11 protein-coding genes are annotated in these 17,473 nt (G+C 72.5%); 9 read left to right on the top strand and 2 right to left on the bottom strand.

Annotation, left to right across the window (positions count from 1 at the left end):
- Positions 1-12 precede the first annotated feature (12 nt).
- The 7 genes from cydB to NE235_RS18500 all read left to right on the top strand — a co-directional run bounded on the left by cydB (position 13) and on the right by NE235_RS18500 (position 10,661).
- Positions 13-1,110 (top strand): cytochrome d ubiquinol oxidase subunit II, encoded by a 1,098-nt coding sequence (gene cydB / locus NE235_RS18530; protein WP_252804565.1) that lies wholly within the window; start codon positions 13-15, stop codon positions 1,108-1,110.
- Positions 1,107-2,840 carry a thiol reductant ABC exporter subunit CydD gene (cydD, locus tag NE235_RS18525; protein ID WP_252804563.1) on the top strand — a complete coding sequence of 578 codons (1,734 nt, stop codon included), beginning with the start codon at positions 1,107-1,109 and terminating at the stop codon, positions 2,838-2,840. Before cydB ends, cydD begins: the two co-directional genes overlap by 4 nt.
- A complete protein-coding gene (gene cydC / locus NE235_RS18520; RefSeq protein WP_252804561.1) occupies positions 2,837-4,531 on the top strand; it encodes a thiol reductant ABC exporter subunit CydC in 1,695 nt (564 codons plus the stop codon). Before cydD ends, cydC begins: the two co-directional genes overlap by 4 nt.
- A gap of 128 nt (positions 4,532-4,659) precedes the next feature.
- Complete coding sequence (locus tag NE235_RS18515) at positions 4,660-6,366, top strand: sensor histidine kinase (protein ID WP_252804559.1); 1,707 nt, start codon at positions 4,660-4,662, stop codon at positions 6,364-6,366.
- Between the two features lie 119 nt (positions 6,367-6,485).
- On the top strand, positions 6,486-7,706 hold the full coding sequence (locus NE235_RS18510) for a cytochrome P450 family protein (RefSeq protein WP_252804557.1): 1,221 nt from the start codon (positions 6,486-6,488) through the stop codon (positions 7,704-7,706).
- 46 nt (positions 7,707-7,752) lie between these two features.
- The gene (locus tag NE235_RS18505) at positions 7,753-9,243 is read left to right on the top strand and encodes a phytoene desaturase family protein (protein ID WP_252804554.1); all 1,491 of its coding nucleotides are present in this window, start codon (positions 7,753-7,755) and stop codon (positions 9,241-9,243) included.
- Entirely contained in the window at positions 9,201-10,661 is a 1,461-nt protein-coding gene (locus tag NE235_RS18500; RefSeq protein WP_252804553.1) for a lipase maturation factor family protein, read from the top strand. The genes NE235_RS18505 and NE235_RS18500 overlap by 43 nt, the downstream gene beginning before the upstream one ends.
- Before the next feature lie 45 nt (positions 10,662-10,706).
- Here NE235_RS18500 and NE235_RS18495 read toward each other — a convergent pair whose 3' ends face one another.
- On the bottom strand, positions 10,707-14,873 hold the full coding sequence (locus NE235_RS18495; RefSeq protein WP_308206104.1) for an nSTAND1 domain-containing NTPase: 4,167 nt from the start codon (positions 14,871-14,873) through the stop codon (positions 10,707-10,709).
- A 63-nt stretch (positions 14,874-14,936) separates the two neighbouring features.
- Positions 14,937-15,281 carry a CU044_2847 family protein gene (locus NE235_RS18490; protein WP_252804550.1) on the bottom strand — a complete coding sequence of 115 codons (345 nt, stop codon included), beginning with the start codon at positions 15,279-15,281 and terminating at the stop codon, positions 14,937-14,939.
- 265 nt (positions 15,282-15,546) lie between these two features.
- Here NE235_RS18490 and NE235_RS18485 point away from each other — a divergent pair, with 265 nt between their 5' ends.
- Together NE235_RS18485 and NE235_RS18480 are read left to right on the top strand one after the other, a co-directional pair.
- A complete protein-coding gene (locus NE235_RS18485; protein ID WP_252804548.1) occupies positions 15,547-16,407 on the top strand; it encodes a helix-turn-helix transcriptional regulator in 861 nt (286 codons plus the stop codon).
- A gap of 44 nt (positions 16,408-16,451) precedes the next feature.
- Entirely contained in the window at positions 16,452-17,432 is a 981-nt protein-coding gene (locus NE235_RS18480) for a quinone oxidoreductase family protein (RefSeq protein ID WP_252804546.1), read from the top strand.
- The last annotated feature ends 41 nt before the right edge of the window (positions 17,433-17,473 follow it).

Below are 17,473 nucleotides of genomic sequence, written 5' to 3'. Positions count from 1 at the left end.
CGAGGACTCACCATGGAACTGACGACCGTCTGGTTCGTCCTGATCGCCGTGCTGTGGACCGGGTACTTCGTGCTCGAGGGCTTCGACTTCGGCGTCGGGATCCTCCTGCCCGCCCTGGCCCCGCGCCGGGATCCGCACAGCGACATCGACCGCAGGGTCATGATCAACGCCATCGGGCCCGTCTGGGACGGCAACGAGGTCTGGCTGCTCGTCGCCGGCGGGGCCACCTTCGCCGCCTTCCCGGAGTGGTACGCCTCCCTCTTCAGCGGCTTCTACCTCGCCCTCCTGATCATCCTCGTCGCGCTGATCGTCCGGGGCCTGGCCTTCGAGTACCGCGGCAAGATCGACAGCGCGCGGTGGCGGCGGAACTGGGACCGCGCGATCTTCTGGGGCTCGGCGGTGCCCGCCCTGCTGTGGGGCGTCGCCTTCGCCAACATCGTGCGCGGCGTACCGCTCAACGCCGAACACCACTACACCGGCACCCTCTTCACGCTCCTCAACCCGTACGGCCTGCTCGCCGGGCTGACGACGTTCGGCCTGTTCACCCTGCACGGCGCGGTGTTCCTCGCGCTGAAGACGCGCGGTGAGGTGCGCGACCGGGCCCGCCTGCTGCTCACCCGGATCTGGCCGCCGGTCGTCGCGGTCGCCGCCGCCTTCCTGCTCATCACGCAGGCCGGCCACGGCAAGGCGGCCACCTGGGTCACCGCGTCGGCCGCCGCCGTCGCGCTGCTCGCCGCGGTGACCGCGGCGCTGCGCGGCCGGGACGGCTGGGCGTTCGCCGGCACCGCCCTGACCGTCGTCCTGTCGGTCGCGACCCTCTTCGGGGACCTGTGGCCGCACGTCCTGCCCTCCACGACGAACGAGGCGTTCGGCCTGACCGTGCACAACGCGGCCTCGACGCACTACACGCTGACCGTCATGACCTGGGTCGCCGTGATCTTCACGCCGGTGGTCCTCGCGTACCAGGCGTGGACGTACTGGGTCTTCCGGGCGCGGCTCACCCGTGACGTCATCCCGGCCGCCACGCCCGCGGCGTCCCCGGCGGCTAAGGGGCCCGCGAGGCCGGAGGGGATCGCGAAGCCGGCGACGCCGGAGGGAACCTCGGCATGAAGCCGTTCGACCCGCGGCTGCCCCGGTACGCGACGGCGGCCCGCGCCCACCTCGTGCTCACCGTCGCCCTGGGCCTCGTCACCACCGGCCTGGTGCTGGCCCAGGCCGGTCTGCTCGCGCACGTGCTCGCGGGCCATGGGGCCGTGGCGGCGACCCTGGCAGCGCTGCTCGCCGTCGTCGCGGGCCGGGCGCTCGCCGCGTACGGAGGCGAGGCGAGCGCCCTGCGGGCCGCGGCCCTGGTCCGCTCACAGCTCCGGCGGCGGCTCATCGCCCGCGCGGTCGAGCGGCCCGGCCGGGCGGCTGGGGAGGTGGCCACGCTCGCGACCCGCGGGCTGGACGCCCTCGACGCCTACTTCGCGCGCTACCTGCCGCAGCTCGTCCTCGCCTGCCTGACCCCTCTGGCGGTCCTCGCCGTCGCCGCCGGTGTGGACCCGCTGTCGGCGCTGGTCATCGCGGTGACGCTGCCGCTCATCCCGATCTTCATGGTCCTCGTCGGCCTGCAGACCCAGGCGCGGACGGAGCGCCAGTGGCTCCTGCTCGAACGTCTCGGCGGCCACTTCCTCGACGTGGTCGAGGGCCTTCCGACGCTCAAGGTCTTCAACCGCGCCAAGGCCCAGGCGGCAATCATCCGGGACATCACGGCGGCGCACCGGCGGGCCACGATGCGGACCCTGCGCGTGGCTTTTCTGTCCGCCCTCGTGCTCGAACTCCTCTCCACCCTCGCCGTGGCGCTCGTCGCGGTCGAGGTCGGCCTGCGCCTCCTCAGCGGCGGCCTGCCGTACGAGAAGGCGCTGTTCGTCCTGCTGCTGGCGCCGGAGGCGTACCTCCCGCTGCGGAACGTCGGCGCGCAGTACCACGCGGGAATGGAGGGCGTCACCGCGGCGCAGCGCGTCCTCGACCTCATCGAGGCCCCCGAGCCTCTCGGGGCCCGGCGGCGGCCCGCCGCTGCTCCGGCGACCGGCGAGGACGCCCCCGCCGCCCTGGCCGACGGCGGCGCGATCCGCGGAGCCGCGTCCGGCACCGGGACCGGCGGGGCCGCGTCCGCCGCTCCCAGCGGTGGGGGCACGACCGGTGGCGCCGCGATCCGGCTCGACGGGGTGACCGTGCGCCACCCCGACCGGGACGCGCCCGCGCTCGACGACGTCTCCCTGACCGTGGAGCCGGGGGAGCGCCTCGTCGTCACCGGCCCGAGCGGCGCCGGCAAGAGCACGCTCCTGGCCGTCCTGCTGGGCTTCGTCCGGCCGGAGTCCGGGAGCACCTCCTTCGAGACGATCCCCGAAGACGAATGGCTGCGCCGGATCGCCTGGGTCCCGCAGCACCCGCACCTGTTCGCCGGGACGGTCGCCGACAACATCCGGCTCGGGAACCCGGACGCCTCACCGGACGCGGTCCGCGACGCCGCGCGTCTCGCGGGCGCGGCGGAGTTCGTGGCCGCGCTGCCCGACGGCTACGGCACCGACGTCGGCGAACGCGGCCTGCGCCTGTCCTCCGGCCAGCGGCAGCGGATCGCGCTGGCCCGGGCGTTCCTGCGCGACGCGCCGATCCTGCTGCTGGACGAGCCGACCGCGCACCTGGACGACGAGAACGCCCGAGTCGTCCGCCACGCGGTCGAGCGCCTCATGGCCGGCCGCACCGTCGTGCTCGTCACCCACGACGCCGCGTGGACGGCCGCCGCCGACCGCGTCACCGGCCTGACCGCCGGCCGCCTGCGAGAGATGGAACCGGCATGACCATCGAGACCACACTGCGCCCGGCCGTCCGCCGCGACCCCCTCCTGCGGCTCCTGGCACTGGCCCGGCCGCTGCGGGGACGGCTCATCCTCGCCGTGCTCGCGGGCGCGACCACGACCGCCGCCGGAATCGCGCTGCTCGCCGTCTCCGGGTACCTCATCGCCCGCGCGGCCCAGCACCCGAACGTCACGGCGCTCGCCGTCGCGGTCGTCGCGGTCCGGGCCCTCGGCATCGGCCGCGGGGTCTTCCGCTACGCCGAACGGCTCATCGCGCACGACGCGGCCTTCCGCGTGCTGGCCGACGTGCGGGTACGCGTGTACCGCAAGCTCGAGCGTCTCGTCCCGCTGCGCGACCTGCGCTCGGGGGATCTGCTCGCCCGCCTGGTCTCCGACGTCGACGCGACCCAGGACCTGTTCGTCCGCGGCATCGTCCCGCCCGCGGCGGCCGCCCTCGCCGGCGGCGGGGCCGTCGCCGTGTGCGCCGCGATCCTGGTGCCGGGCGGAGCGGCGCTGGCCGCCGGGCTGCTCCTCGCCGGCGTGGCGGTCCCGCTGCTGTCGGCCGGGATCGCCCGCCGCGCCGGCCGGGAGACCGCCGCGTCCCGTGCCCGCCTGACGACCCAGGTCGTCGACCTCTTGGAGGGGTCCGCCGAACTGCGTGCGTACGGCGCGGTGGGCGCCGCCCTCGACGGCGTGCACCGCACCGACGCCGACCTGACCGAGCACGCCAGGCGCAGCGCGCTCGCGCGGGCCGCCGGCGCGGGCCTGGGCGCCCTGCTCGCCGGCCTTACCGTCTGGGCGGTCCTGCTGCTCGGCGTCCTGGCGGTCGAACCACGGGTACCGCTCGCGGTGCTGGTCCTGACGGCGCTCGCCGCCTTCGAGGCGGTCAGCCCGCTGCCCGCCGCGGCCGCCCAGGTCAGCGAGGCGGGCGCGGCGGCGGCGCGGATCACCGGCGTCCTCGACACGCCCGAGCCGGTCCCTGCCCCCGCCCGTCCCGCCCCGCCTCCGGAGGCGCCGGTCACGGTGCGGCTGCGCGGAGCCCGCGTCACGTACGGCCCGGTGCGCGCGCTCGACGGCGTCGACCTCGACCTCACTCCGGGCCGGCGCGTCGCGGTGGTCGGGCCGAGCGGCGCGGGCAAGAGCACGCTCGCCGCCGTGCTGCTGCGCTTCGCCGACCTTGACGCCGGAACGGCCACGCTGAACGGCGTGGACCTGGCCGCGTACGACCCCGACGACGTGCGGCGGGTGATCGGCGGCTGCCCGCAGGACCCGTACGTCTTCGACACGACGATCAGGGAGAACCTCCGGCTCGCCCGGCCCGCGGCCACGGACGGCGAACTGCGCGCCGCGGCCCTGGACGCCCGGCTGCTGGAGTGGATCGAGTCGCTCCCCCTGGGCTGGGACACCCCCGTCGGCGCGCACGGCGAAGCGATCTCCGGTGGGGAACGGCAGCGGCTCGCACTGGCCCGCGCCCTGCTCGCCGACCCGGCGGTCCTCATCCTCGACGAGCCGACCGTCCACCTGGACGAGCCGACCCGGCGGGCGCTCACCGCGGACCTGCTGTCCGCGACGCGCGGGCGGACCACGCTCCTCATCACGCACGACCGGGCGGGCCTGGACGAGGTCGACGAGATCGTGGTCCTGGACGCGGGCCGGGTCGCCGAGCGGACCGTGCCCGCCCGCGCGCCCCGCTGACCGGGCGCGACCTCACGGGCGGAACGACCCTCCGCCCCGGAGGACCGCCGGCCCGGAGTGGCGGGACGGTGGAGGGACGCCGATGATAGGAGGGAACGCCGCCGGTCCCGTCGAGAGGAAGCGTCCACGTGTCGCAGGTTTCGCCCGGAGACGAGCACGACCGTCTGTCACTCCCGCAGCTGCGCCTGGACGATCTCCTCGGCGAGCTGCAGTCCCGGCTCGCCGCGGTCCTGGCCACGCGGGACCGGGTCCATGCGCTCCTCGAGGCCGTGGTGTCGATCGGCAGCGACCTGGAGCTGGAGACGGTCCTGCGGCGCATCGTCGAGGCCGCGACCACGCTCGTGGAGGCCCGCTACGGCGCGCTCGGCGTCATCGGTGACGGCGGACGGCTCGTGCAGTTCGTCACCGTGGGGATCAGCGAGGAGGAGATCGCCGGGATCGACCACTGGCCGCACGGCGAAGGCATCCTCGGCCTGCTGATCAAGGACCCGCGTCCGCTGCGGCTGCCGGACCTGGCCGCGCACCCGGAGTCCGCCGGCTTCCCGGCCGGTCATCCGCCGATGCGCGGCTTCCTGGGCGTGCCGATCCGGGTGCGCGAAGAGGTGTTCGGCAACCTGTACCTCACCGAGAAGGCCGGCGGCGGCGAGTTCGACGAGGACGACGAGAGCGTGGTCACCGCGCTCGCCACCGCGGCGGGCGTGGCGATCGAGAACGCCCGGCTCTACCAGGAGGCCCGGCGCCGGGAACGCTGGCTGCAGGCGTCGGCGGAGGTGTCGACGACGCTGCTGTCCGGCACGCAGGCCGGCGACGTGATCGAGCTCGTCGCCGAGCGCGCCCGGGAGATCTGTGACGCGGACATGGCCATGGTGGCGCTCGTCGAGGGCGGCGAACTGGCCGTCGCGGCGGTGGCCGGGGAGCGCGCCGACGGGCTGCGCGGGCTCCGGGTGCCGATCGACGGGTCGCTGGCCGGCCGGGTGTTCCGCAGCGGCGAGCCGCTCGTGCTCACCGACACGGTGGCGGCCGAGCACCGCCTCGGCGTCCCCGAGGCGGTGCCGACCGGCCCGGCGCTGATCGTGCCGCTGGGGCTCGGTAGCGGCGCCCGTGGCGTGCTGTCCGTCGTGAACGCCCCCGGCAAGCCCGTCTTCGGCGAGCCGGTGCGCCGCCTGCTGGAGCCGTTCGCGGCCCAGGCCGCGGTCGGGCTGGAGCTGGCGGGCCGCCGCAGGGACGCGGAGCGTCTCGTCGTCCTGGAGGACCGCGACCGGATCGCCAAGGACCTGCACGACACGGTCATCCAGCGGCTGTTCGCCACGGCGATGACCCTGATGAGCGCCATCAAGATCACCGAGAAGCCGGAGGTCGCCCACCGCGTACAGCGGGCCGTCGACGACCTCGACAACACGATCCGGCAGATCCGCTCCACGATCTTCGCGTTGCAGAGCACGATGGAGCAGACCCTCCGGACCCGCGTGCACGGCGTCGTCGACAGCGCCGCCGAGACCCTCGGCTTCGCCCCGGCCGTCCGGCTGGACGGCCTGCTGGACATCGTGGTCGACGAGGCCACGGGGGACCAGACCGTCGCGGTCCTGCAGGAGGCCCTGTCCAACGCGGCGCGGCATTCCGGCGCCCGGCACGTCACCGTCTCCCTCATGGTCGGGGACGAACTCGTGCTGCGCGTGGAGGACGACGGCGTGGGCATCCCCGAGGGCGGCCGCCGTAGTGGCCTGCGGAACATGGCCGAACGCGCCGAGGCCCTCGGCGGCACCTTCGAGATCCGCCCGCGTGACGGCGGCGGCACCGTCCTGGAGTGGCGTGTCCCCCCGGCGGCGCACCAGTAGTCGGCCGGGAGCCGCGTAACGATCGGGTGACTGATGGCCCGGTTCGGTGATCTTGGTGCCGGGAGCGGGTATCCGGGTAGCGACCTCTCTTCCGGGCTCCTTCACCCCAAGGGCGTTACATGGCGACCACCCTCCCTCCCTTTCCTGCGGCCGACGAGAAACCGCTCGACACCTGCGTCCGGCTCCGGGAGATCGCTCCCGTGGTCGAGGTGGAGTTCCCCGGAGGCGTGGCCGCCTACCTGGCACTGACCCACAACGCCGTACGGGAGATCCTCGCCGGGGACAACAGGACCTTCCTCAGGGAGCCGAGGCACTGGCCCGCCCTGTACGACGGGACGATCCCCGACGACTGGCCGCTGCGCGCGATCGTCCAGGGCGGTCACCTGTCGACGAAGGACGGAGACGATCACCGGCGCCTGCGCGGCCTGGTCGGGAAGGCGTTCACCCCGGCCCGGGTGCGGGCCCTGGAGCCGCGGATCCAGCACATCATCGACAGCCTGCTGGACGACGTCGCCGCCGGTGACGGTGTCGTCGACCTCGTGCCCGCCTTCACCGAGGCGCTGCCGATGTGGGTGATCTGCGAGCTGTTCGGCGTGCCCGCCGGGGAACGGCAGCGGCTGCGGGACTGGACCGCCACACTCCTGGCGCACACGACGCCGCCGGACGTGGCGTTCGCGACGCAGCACAGCCTGCAGACATACCTGCACGAACTCGTCGAGCGCAAGCAGCGCGAGCCGGGTGACGACCTCACCTCCGGCCTGGTCCAGGCCCGCGACGAGGACGACCGGCTCACCACCGAGGAACTGGTCGGCGTGCTGTGGCTGATGCTGGTCGCCGGTCACGAGACCACCGTCCACCTCCTCGGGTACGCCATCGTGGCGCTCGCGCAGAACCCGGACCAGCTCGCGCTGGCCAAGGCCGGGGACCGGTGGGCCGACGTGGTCGAGGAGACCCTCCGCTACCGCCACTCGGTGATGATGACGAGCTTCCGGTTCACGGCGGAGGACGTGACCATCTCGGGAGTGCGCATCCCCAAGGGGAGCGCGGTCGGCGTGGTCTACCAGGCGACGGGCGTCGACCCGGAGCAGTACGGCGAGACGGCCGATCGGTTCGACCTCACCCGCGAGCAGACCGGGCACCTCGGGTTCGGGCACGGCCCGCGCTACTGCATCGGCGCGCCGCTGGCCCGCCTGGAGAGCAGGCTGGCGCTCGCCTCGCTCTACCGTCGGTTCCCCGGGCTCCGCCTGGCCATCGACCCGGACGACATCCCGTACTCGCCGTCGTTCTTCACGATCGGCCCGCTGTCGCTCCCGGTCGACCTGGGCGCCGCGCGTCCCTGACGCGCCGGACGGTGTAACGATCGGCGGGCGGGGCAGCCCACGATTCATGGTCGAAGTCGACGCGGTCGTGGTCGGCGCCGGTCCGAACGGGCTGACGGCGGCGGTCACGCTCGCCCGGGCCGGCCTCGGCGTGCGGGTGTACGAGGCGGCCCCGGAGATCGGCGGCGGGACGCGCACCGAGGAGCTGACCCTGCCGGGCTTCCGGCACGACGTGTGCTCCGCCGTGCACCCGCTCGGCGCCGGGTCGCCCGCCTTCCTCGGACTGCCGCTGGAGCGGCACGGCGTCACCTGGGTCGAGCCGCCGCTCCCGCTCGCCCATCCGTTCCCCGACGGGTCGGCCGCGATCCTCGCGCGGTCCGTCGAGGAGACCTCGGTCGCCCTCGGGCGGGACGGCCCGGCGTACCGCCGCCTGGTCGAGCCCTTCCTGGGTCACTGGCGGGACCTCGCGCCCGACGTGCTGCGCGCCCCCCTCGACGGCCTGCCCGCCCATCCGCTGCTGCTCGCCCGGTTCGGTGTACGGGCCGCCGCGCCCGCCGCGCTGCTGGCGCGGCTCTTCCGCGGCGAGCGCGGTCCCGCCCTGCTCGCCGGGCTGGCCGCGCACGCCATCGCGCCGCTCACCACGCCCGCGACCGGGGGGATCGCGCTGCTGTTCGCCCTCGCGGCCCACGAGGTGGGCTGGCCGTTCCCGGCCGGCGGCTCCCAGGCGATCGCCGGGGCCCTGGCGGATCACCTGCGCTCCCTCGGCGGCCGGATCGAGACCGGGCGGCACGTACGGGACCTCGGCGAACTGCCGTCCGCCCGCGCGTACCTGCTCGACGTGATGCCCGAGCACCTGGCCGCCCTCGCCGGGCCACGGCTGCCGGACCGGTTCGCGGGCCGGCTCCGGCGGTACCGGCACGGCCCGGCCGCCTTCAAGATCGACTATGCGCTGTCCGGCCCCGTGCCGTGGACGGCCGAGGCGTGCCGGCGCGCCGGCACGGTCCACATCGGCCCGTCGTCCGCCGAGATCGGCACGGCGCTGCGCGCCGCGTACGACGGTTCACCGCCGGAGCGGCCGTTCCTCATCGTGGCCCAGCCGAGCCTGTTCGACCCGTCCCGGGCCCCGGCGGGCTCCCACGTCCTGTGGGTCTACGGGCACGCGCCGCGCGGGTGGCCGGGCGACCTGACCGGGGCGATCGAGCGCCAGATCGAGCGGTTCGCGCCCGGGTTCACGGACCTGGTCCTCGCCCGCGCGGTGTCGGGACCGGCCGCGATCGAGGCGCGCAACCCGAACAACGTCGGCGGCGACATCGCCGGTGGCGCCTGCGACCACCTGCGGCTGCTCTTCCGGCCGACCCTGGCCCGGGTCCCGTACGCCACACCGGACCCGCGCGTCTTCCTCTGCTCCTCCGCGACGCCGCCGGGCCCCGGCGTCCACGGCATGTGCGGGCACCACGCCGCCCGCACCGCCCTGCGCCGCGTCTTCCGACTCGCCGGGGAGGAGGTGCGACGGCCGTGCGGTGGCTCACGGACCCCGGGTACTGGCCGGGTCGGCTGATCTTCCAGCGGGGCCTCGCCGCGATCTACCTGCTCGCCTTCCTCTGCGCCGTGAACCAGTTCCGCGCGCTGGCGGGGGAACGCGGCCTCACCCCCGTCCCGGCGTACCTGCGAAGGGTGTCGTTCCGGCGGGCCCCGAGCCTCTTCCACGCCCATTACTCGGACCGCTTCCTCGAGGCCGTCGCCTGGGCCGGGACGGCGCTGTCCGCGGCCGTCCTGGCGGGGCTCGCCGACGTGGTGCCGCTCGGGGCGTCGATGGCGCTGTGGGCGGTGCTGTGGGTGCTGTACCTGTCCATCGTCAACGTCGGGCAGGTCTGGTACGGCTTCGGCTGGGAGTCGCTGCTGTGCGAGGCGGGCTTCCTGACCATCTTCCTCGGCAACGCGCGCACCGCGCCGCCCGTCCTGATCCTGTGGCTGCTGCGCTGGCTGCTGTTCCGCCTGGAGTTCGGCGCGGGCCTGATCAAGCTGCGCGGCGACCGGTGCTGGCGCGACCTGACCTGCCTGTACTACCACCACGAGACCCAGCCGATGCCGAACCCGCTCAGCTGGTACTTCCACCACCTGCCCAAGCGGCTGCACCGCGTCGAGGTGGCGGCCAACCACGTCACCCAGCTGATCGTCCCGTTCGGCCTGTTCGCGCCGCAGCCGTACGCCACCGTCGCCGCCGCGATCGTCATCGTCACCCAGCTCTGGCTGATCGTCTCGGGGAACTTCGCCTGGCTGAACTGGATCACCGCGATCCTGGCGACCTCGGTCGTGGACTGGCGGGCCCTCGGCCTGGCCGGCGCCCCCCGCCCCACCGCCGCGCCCCTGTGGCACCAGGCGCTCGTCATCGCGGTCACCGCGCTGGTCGCCGTGCTGAGCTACTGGCCGGCCCGCAACCTGATCTCCCGGCGGCAGCGGATGAACGCCAGCTTCAACCCGTTGCACCTCGTCAACTCCTACGGCGCGTTCGGCAGCATCACCAAGGTCCGGTACGAGGTCGTCATCGAGGGCAGTGCGGACCCCGACCCCGGCCCGGACGGCGAGTGGCGGGAGTACGAGTTCAAGGGCAAACCGGGCGACCCGCGGCGGCGGCCGCCGCAGGTCGCGCCGTACCATCTCCGGCTCGACTGGATGATGTGGTTCGCTGGCCTGTCCTCCCTGTACGCCGAGCCGTGGATCGTCCCGCTCGCCGAGCGGCTGCTGGAGAACGACCCGGCGATCCTCCGGCTCCTCCGGCGCAATCCTTTCCCGGACGTCCCGCCCGCCGTCGTCCGCGCCCGCCTGTACCGCTACCGCTTCACCACGCGGCACGAACGCCGCGAGACCGGCCGCTGGTGGGACCGCCGGCTCGTACGGGAGTACCTCCCTCCCATCGGCCTGCGCCCCGCCGCCGGCTCCACACCTTCGCCTGACATTCCGGGGGAGAGAATGTGAACGACCGTCTCGACGAGATGGTCGCCCGCTGCGATCGGACCGGCCCTAATCGCATACGTGAGGCATCTCTTCCCCGGGGGCGTATCGATGCCATTCGGCGGCCTCCAGCGGGCGTCCGGCTATCCGGCACATCGTGGTGGGGAGGTCGGTGGTCGGCGTCATCCTCCAGAACCGGACGGTGCCGTCGGAGCTGCCGGTGGCCATCAGCCTCCCGTCCCGGCTGAAGGACATTGAGCGTATGTCGCTCGTGTGGCCCGTCAGCGGCTGTCCTATCGGTTGCCGGGAGTCGACGTCCCACAGCCGTACGGAGTGATCCGCGTCCGCTGCGGCGAGCGTCTTACCATCAGGGCTGAAGGCGAGCGTGAAGACCGGCCCAGAATGGCCTCGAAGAGGTGCGCCCACGGGGGCCCTCGTCGTGGTGTTCCACAAGCGCGGGTCGGGGTCATCGCCGGCGCTCGCGAAGAGCGACCCTTGTGGCGAGAACGCCACGGTACGGACAGCGTTGGCATGGCCGGAATTCAGTGTCGCGACCAATTTTCGTTTGCCCATATCGAAGAGCTGAATCGTCCGGAGGATGTAGTGCGACGTTGCGATCATCTTCCCGTCAGGACTGACGGCGAGGTCGTTCAGCGCTGTGAAGTCGCCCGGGATGGTGGTGATCACCCGTCGCGAGGAAAGGTCCCATACTTCGATCCGACCATGGTCGGGGATGGAGTACATCCGCCAGACACCGGAGGCGAAGCCCACCTGACCGACGTCGATCGGCTTCCCATGGTCGGTGAGCGGGTACGGGATCGGCGGCCGTGTGCTGAGATCCCAGATGGTGACATTCGAGGTCACCTGCCCACCGATCGCCACAAGGTAGCGTCCGTCCGGGCTGAAGGAGATCCTGCCCGCTACCCCGGTGTTCCCGGAGCCGTGGTTGTAGATCGCGAGGGGTGTCCCGATCTCCCTCTTCGTGGCGACATCCCATAGTCGAAGGTCGGCGCCTCCGGTCGCCAGTGTCCTCCCGTCCGGGCTGAACGCGACCTCGTCAACGCCACCGGGAACCTCTCGCGGATCGGCGGGACCGCCCCCGGTATTCAGGTTCTTACCGGAGGCGACGGCCAACGGCGCGTCGATGGAGCGATAGGCGCCGATGTCCCAGAGCCGGACGGTGGTGTCGCCACTGGTCGTTGCGAGAGTGCCGCCGTCTGGACTGAACGCCATCCCGTTGATGTCGACGAAGTGGCCGGTGAGTGCGGCGCCGACAGGCCGACGCTGTTCCACGTTCCATAGTCGGACCGACTTGTGGTCGGCATACGCGATGATCCTGCCGTCGGGACTGACGGCCGCGCTGGATCCTGTGAGCGTGCCGCCGATTCGGCGGCGGCCGGTAACGTCCCACACCCGGATGCGCCGGCTCGCGTCCGAGGTGACCAGCACCTTCCCGTCTGCGCTGATCTCCACGTACGACAGCACGGCCTTGTCCGGCGGACCGGCAGCGGCCTTCAGCGAGCCGACGGGCCTGCCCGACAACGTCCAGAACCGTACGACCCCGTCTCTGCCGCCGGTGATCAGCTGACCCCGCCGAGCGTCGAACGTGATGCTCTCCGCGCCTTCCGCCGGCCGGATGGCGGGAATCGTCTCGCGGCCGGTGGTCGTGTCCCACAGGTGAACGTCACCCGCGACACCGGCCACGATGCGGCCGTCCGGGCTGAAGGCCACGTCCCTGATGTCGAAGTGGGAGGTCAGATCGAGCTTTCGTACGCGGCGGCCGGTCAGATCGACCAGCGCCACATGACCGAACTTGCTGGCGCCCGCGACCATCTTCCCGTCGGGACTGAAAGCGGTGTTCCAGATCGTGCCCTCACCCTGTGAGAACTGCGCCAGATGCCGGTGCGTGCGCGTATCCCACAGGTGAATCGCCTCATCGTTGTGCCCTCCGCCGGTGGCCAGCAGCCTGCCGTCCGGGCTGAAGGCCCCGCCGAGAGAGGAACCGCCGGTGCCCATGAGCGTCGCCCGATTCGGGCTGTACCGCACCCTGAGCATGCTGTAACGAGCCTCGGGGGTCTCGGAGGTCTTCCACGCCGCCGCCGCGAGCAGCGCCGACAAGGCCGGGTCCGATTCGGTCAGCGCCTGGCTCTGGGCGGCCAGCCGCCGCGACAGGTCACCTCGCGAGGCCTCCTCCGCGGAACCGTCCAGGCGCAGCAGGACCCCGGTGAGGGCGATCAGGAGCGTGACGACCGTGACCGCGGCGATGGCCCGCCGCCGGCGACGTAGACGCCGGTGGGCCCGGGCGGCGGACAGGAACCGCGCTTCGGGGGCGGTCAGCACCGGACCGAGCCGGTTCACCCGGCGTAGTTCCTGCGCCAGGGCCTTGCCGCGAAGCAGATGGCCGGGCTGCTCTCCACTTCGCTGCCAGGCGGAGACCCGGCGGCGCATGTCCTCGCGCCACTCGATCAGATCTCGATGCGCGGCGAGATGCTCTGCCAGTTCCTGCCACTGGACCAGTAGCGCGTCATGGACGAGCTCGACCGTCGCGTCGTTCCTGGCCGAACCGCGTACGACCACCAACCGGTGAAACGCCAGGGAGACCGCCGTCTCCCACTGTTCCTCCCCGATCTCCGAGCGGTAGGCCACCCGGCGGACGAACGCGTCATCCCCGACGGGGACCACAAGGTTCAGGAACAACGCACGGGCATTGGCGCGCGTGGACTCGGCCAGCCCGTGCCAGGTTCGGCGCAGATGACCGGCCAACGGTCCGTCCCGGCCGTTGAGCTCCTGGTAGACGCTGTGCCTCAGCAGACCGTCGGTGACGCCGTGCTCCCACAGATCATGCAAGACCACTTGGAGCGCGGGAAGACAGTACGGCTGAGTGCCGAGGTCGGTCACGATCCGTTCCGGTAGCCGTTCCTCGTACCGCACGAACCCCGTCGCCGTGACCGGCCCGGTCACCGCCTGCAGGAGTTGTTCGCGGCTCAACGGCCCCACGGTGACCGTCGCGGATGGCCCTGGAGCGGCTCGCCATACCTGACGCAACCGCGGCAGAAGATCGTCACGTACGACGACGACCACCCGCACGTACGGGGAACCGTGGTCGTGTACGGTCGGCCACTCGCTGAGTTCGTCGGTGTAGTCGCGGACTCTCGTCGGCTCGGCCGACAGGAGTTCTTCGAACTGGTCGAAGACGAGCACGATGCGCTCGGCGCCCAGAGCCGCCCGCAGCCAGGAGACCTTCAGGTCCAGCGGACTGTCCGCCGGTGGCGCTTCCGCTGGTCCCGCCCCGAGTGGAAGGCGTGTCATATCGACCGCCTCGACGACGTCGTTCCAGAACGTCGTGTCCCCGGACGGTGTGAGGACGAGCACGGCGCGGCCGATCTCATTCAGGCCCGGAACGACCAGGGCGTTCAGCATCGAGGTCTTGCCGGTCCCGGAGGCCCCGGTGACCAGCGCGCGATCGTGGCCGGTGATCTTCTCTAGGGTCTGCTCGGCGAGAGCGTCTCGGCCGAAGAACACGTTGCGGTCGGCGGCCTCGAACGGGCGGAGGAGCTTGAACGGGTTGGCGCGACCGCGCGACTCGCGCAGTTGTTCCCATGCCTCGAAGACGACCTCACCGGTCACGGCGTACGCGTGCCACACACCCTCGCGCGTGTCGGCGCGGACCGTCAGCCCGACGACCTGCCCCGTCTGCTGGTCGAGAACGGGGCTGCCGCTGAAACCCGGTCGAATCCGCAGACCACCGGTGAACTCGGCGAGACCGAGTTGCAGCCATCCACCCTCGACCGGCGCGACGGCGGCACACGGCACCCAGGTCGGCTGGTGCCCCGCCCGGTCCTGGTAGCCGTAGATCATGATGTCGTGGCCGCTGACCTCGCCGCTCCGCGCCAGCGCGTGGGGACGGGCACCTGCCGGCGGGTAATCGTCCAGTACGAGCCCGGCCACATCCCCACGGCCGTCATCCGCCATGGCCGCCCAGGCCTCGATGGTGGCGGTGAGCACCTCGCCAGGCGCCAGAAGCGGGAAGTCGAGTTGCACGCGGGTTCCCGGCGGAGGAGCCTCGCAGTCGTCCGGCTCGCCGAGGGAGCGGGCGACGACATGAGCGCAGGTGATCACCCGGGCGGAGTCGACCAGTAAGCCGAACCCGCAGTGACGACGTCGTCCGTCCTCAATCGGATCCGGCGAGCCCGCCTCCGCGTCATCAGGCGAAGACGGCGACTCGAGTATGCGCACGAGCGCCCACGCCAGCGGAACCTCCCAACCGCCGGCGCCATGTCCCCGCGCTGGAAACGTCACTTATTGATTCCCGGCGTCGCTTCCGATGGACTCGTCATCGTCATCGTCATCGTCATCGTCGCGGGGCGGCAGCCCACCGGACCACTCGGCCGTGACCTTCAAATGTGCCTCGCCCGTCGATTCGGCGACGACGACACCGGTCTTGGCAGAGAGCTTCAAACCGAATTCGACGGCGATCCGGTCCGGCGGCTCGGGGAACGCCCGCATCTTCTCGACGACCTCGTTCGCGAACCGCTGCGCCCGATCCAACCCGGCGCTGAAAGCCTCGGGAAGCCGACTTACCGCGTCGCGTGTCCGCCCTACCGGTGCGAGCGTGTCCTCCTGCTTGGTGATCTCCACCAGCATCGTTCCACCATCTTCAAGCGAAACCTCTAGAAAAGAAGGCACGCGACCCCCAGTACGTAAGACGAGGCAGGCGACGATTATTCTAGGGGTCAAGTCGAAATTCGGCATTAGGTATTCGGCCGGCGTTCTTCGCCGGCGCGTCGAGCGCTCGGGGCCGTCGTAGCCGCCGCGCCCGGGGCGGCGCGGCGGGGGGTGGTCGGGGTATCCGCCGCGCTGGTCGGGGGCACTGTGGCTTGCATGAGGGAATTGCTGAGAGTTGGGATTCATGACCGGTTCGTCCTCATCTCATGATCGTCGGCGTGCCGAGTTGCGGGACTTCCTGCGCAGCCGCCGGGCGCGAATCTCGCCCGGCGACGTCGGGCTGCCGGCGGGCGGCCGCCGCCGTACGCCGGGGTTGCGGCGTGAGGAGGTCGCGGTGCTGGCCGGGGTCGGGGTGTCCTGGTACACCTGGCTGGAGCAGGGGCGCGACATCAAGGTGTCCGAGGAGGTCCTCGACGCGATCGCCCGCGCGCTGCTGCTGGACTCCGCCGAGCGCGCGCACCTGTACCTGCTGGCCGGGCTCAACCCGCCGCAGGCACGCTCGGCGCCTTCCGTGGCCGCCTCACCGGAGGTGCGGCGGCTGCTGGACGCCTGGTCGCCGCGGCCCGGGTACATCCGTGACCGCCACTGGAACTTCACCGCCATCAACGACGCCGCCCGGATCGTGTTCGGCTACGGCGAGACCGACCACAACTGCCTGGTGTCCTTCTTCACGAACGCCCGCTACCGGGTGGTGCACCGGCACTGGGCCGAGACCGCGCCGGAGGTGGCCGCCGGGTTCCGTGCCGACGCCGCGCGCTACCCCGACGACCCGGAGTTCGACCGCATCGCCGCCGAGCTGGCCGAGGTCAGCCCGGAGTTCGCCGAGTTGTGGGCGCGCCACGACGTGGCCGAGCACACGAGCGCGGTCAAGGCGGTCGATCACCCCGAGGCCGGGACGCTGACCTTCGACGCCACGCTGCTGCCGCTGCCCGAGCACCCCGGACATCACCTGATCCTGCACAACCCCCGTCCGGGCACCGGCACCCGGGAGCGGCTGGAACAACTGATGCGGGAGCGCAACCTGGTGGCGTCACACCCAGGATGAGCTGACACTGCCCGAGTTCCGGCCGCGTCGCCAGACTCGTCGTCATGAGCAGCAGTGAGCAGATGACGGCAGTGACCATCCCCGAGTTCGGCGAGGCCGGGGTGCTCCGTACGGACGAGGTGGCGATCCCCGAGCCCGGTCCGGGCCAGGTCTCCATCGACGTCGCGTACGCGGGCGCCAACTTCGCCGAGGTCCTCTACCGGCGTGGCGTGGTGGACGTGCCGTTGCCCTTCGTTCCCGGGATCGAGGTCTCGGGCCGGATCCGCGCGGTCGGCGAGGGCGTCGAGGATCTGACGCCGGGCCGGCCGGTGGCCGCGTTGACGATCGTCGACAGCGGTGGGTACGCGGAGGTGGTCGTCACCTCCGCGGACCTGGTCGCTCCGCTGGACGGTCTCGATCTGGGGCTGGACGTGGCCGCGGCGCTGCCGTCCAACAGCACCACCGCCTTCCTCGTGCTCGATCGGGTGGCGCGCATCGAGCCCGGGCAGAGCGTCCTGGTGCACGCCGCCGCCGGCGGGGTGGGCAGCCAGCTCGGGCAGGCCGCCCGGCTGCTCGGCGCGGGCCGGGTGGTCGGCACGGTCGGTGATCAGGCGAAGATCGAGACCGCCAGGAACTTCGGCTATGACGAGGTGATCGTTCGGGACCGGCTCGCCGAGGCGGGCGAGTTCGACGTCGTCGTCGACATGGTCGGCGGTCCCACCCGCCGCGCGAGCCTGGACCGGCTGGCGCCGATGGGACGCCTGGTGGTGATGGGCAACGCGTCCGGCGCCCAGGACGTCGGTGTCCCGGCCAACGAACTGTGGTTCACCAACAAGACGGTCTCCGGTTTCAACCTGGCCGCCTTCTCCGCCGCCTTCCCCGAAGAGGCGGGCCGGGCCCTGCGCCGTGCGGTGGAGGCCGCGGCGAAGGGGAGCCTGCGGGTCCAGGTCGAGACGCTGCCCCTCGCACGAGCCGCCGAGGCGCACCGCCGCATCGAATCGGGGACGACCACCGGCAAGCTGGTCCTCGGCGTCGCGGCTCCGTGACCCGCGCCCGCCCCACGCCAGGCCATCGGGCCGCCTCCACG

Source organism: Actinoallomurus spadix (assembly GCF_024055725.1).
Lineage (GTDB): Bacteria > Actinomycetota > Actinomycetes > Streptosporangiales > Streptosporangiaceae > Actinoallomurus > Actinoallomurus spadix.
The sequence above is the reverse complement of the archived record's forward strand: the minus strand, read 5'-3'. Positions and strand labels throughout refer to the sequence as shown.

Excerpts from the sequence above, each read along its gene's own strand:
- cydC (WP_252804561.1), top strand. The coding sequence starts at position 2,837 with ATGACCATCGAGACCACACTGCGCCCGGCCGTCCGCCGCGACCCCCTC.
- cydD (WP_252804563.1), top strand. The coding sequence starts at position 1,107 with ATGAAGCCGTTCGACCCGCGGCTGCCCCGGTACGCGACGGCGGCCCGC.
- NE235_RS18480 (WP_252804546.1), top strand. The coding sequence starts at position 16,452 with ATGAGCAGCAGTGAGCAGATGACGGCAGTGACCATCCCCGAGTTCGGC.
- NE235_RS18505 (WP_252804554.1), top strand. The coding sequence starts at position 7,753 with ATGGTCGAAGTCGACGCGGTCGTGGTCGGCGCCGGTCCGAACGGGCTG.
- cydB (WP_252804565.1), top strand. The coding sequence starts at position 13 with ATGGAACTGACGACCGTCTGGTTCGTCCTGATCGCCGTGCTGTGGACC.
- NE235_RS18510 (WP_252804557.1), top strand. The coding sequence starts at position 6,486 with ATGGCGACCACCCTCCCTCCCTTTCCTGCGGCCGACGAGAAACCGCTC.
- NE235_RS18490 (WP_252804550.1), bottom strand. The coding sequence starts at position 15,281 with ATGCTGGTGGAGATCACCAAGCAGGAGGACACGCTCGCACCGGTAGGG.
- NE235_RS18485 (WP_252804548.1), top strand. The coding sequence starts at position 15,547 with ATGACCGGTTCGTCCTCATCTCATGATCGTCGGCGTGCCGAGTTGCGG.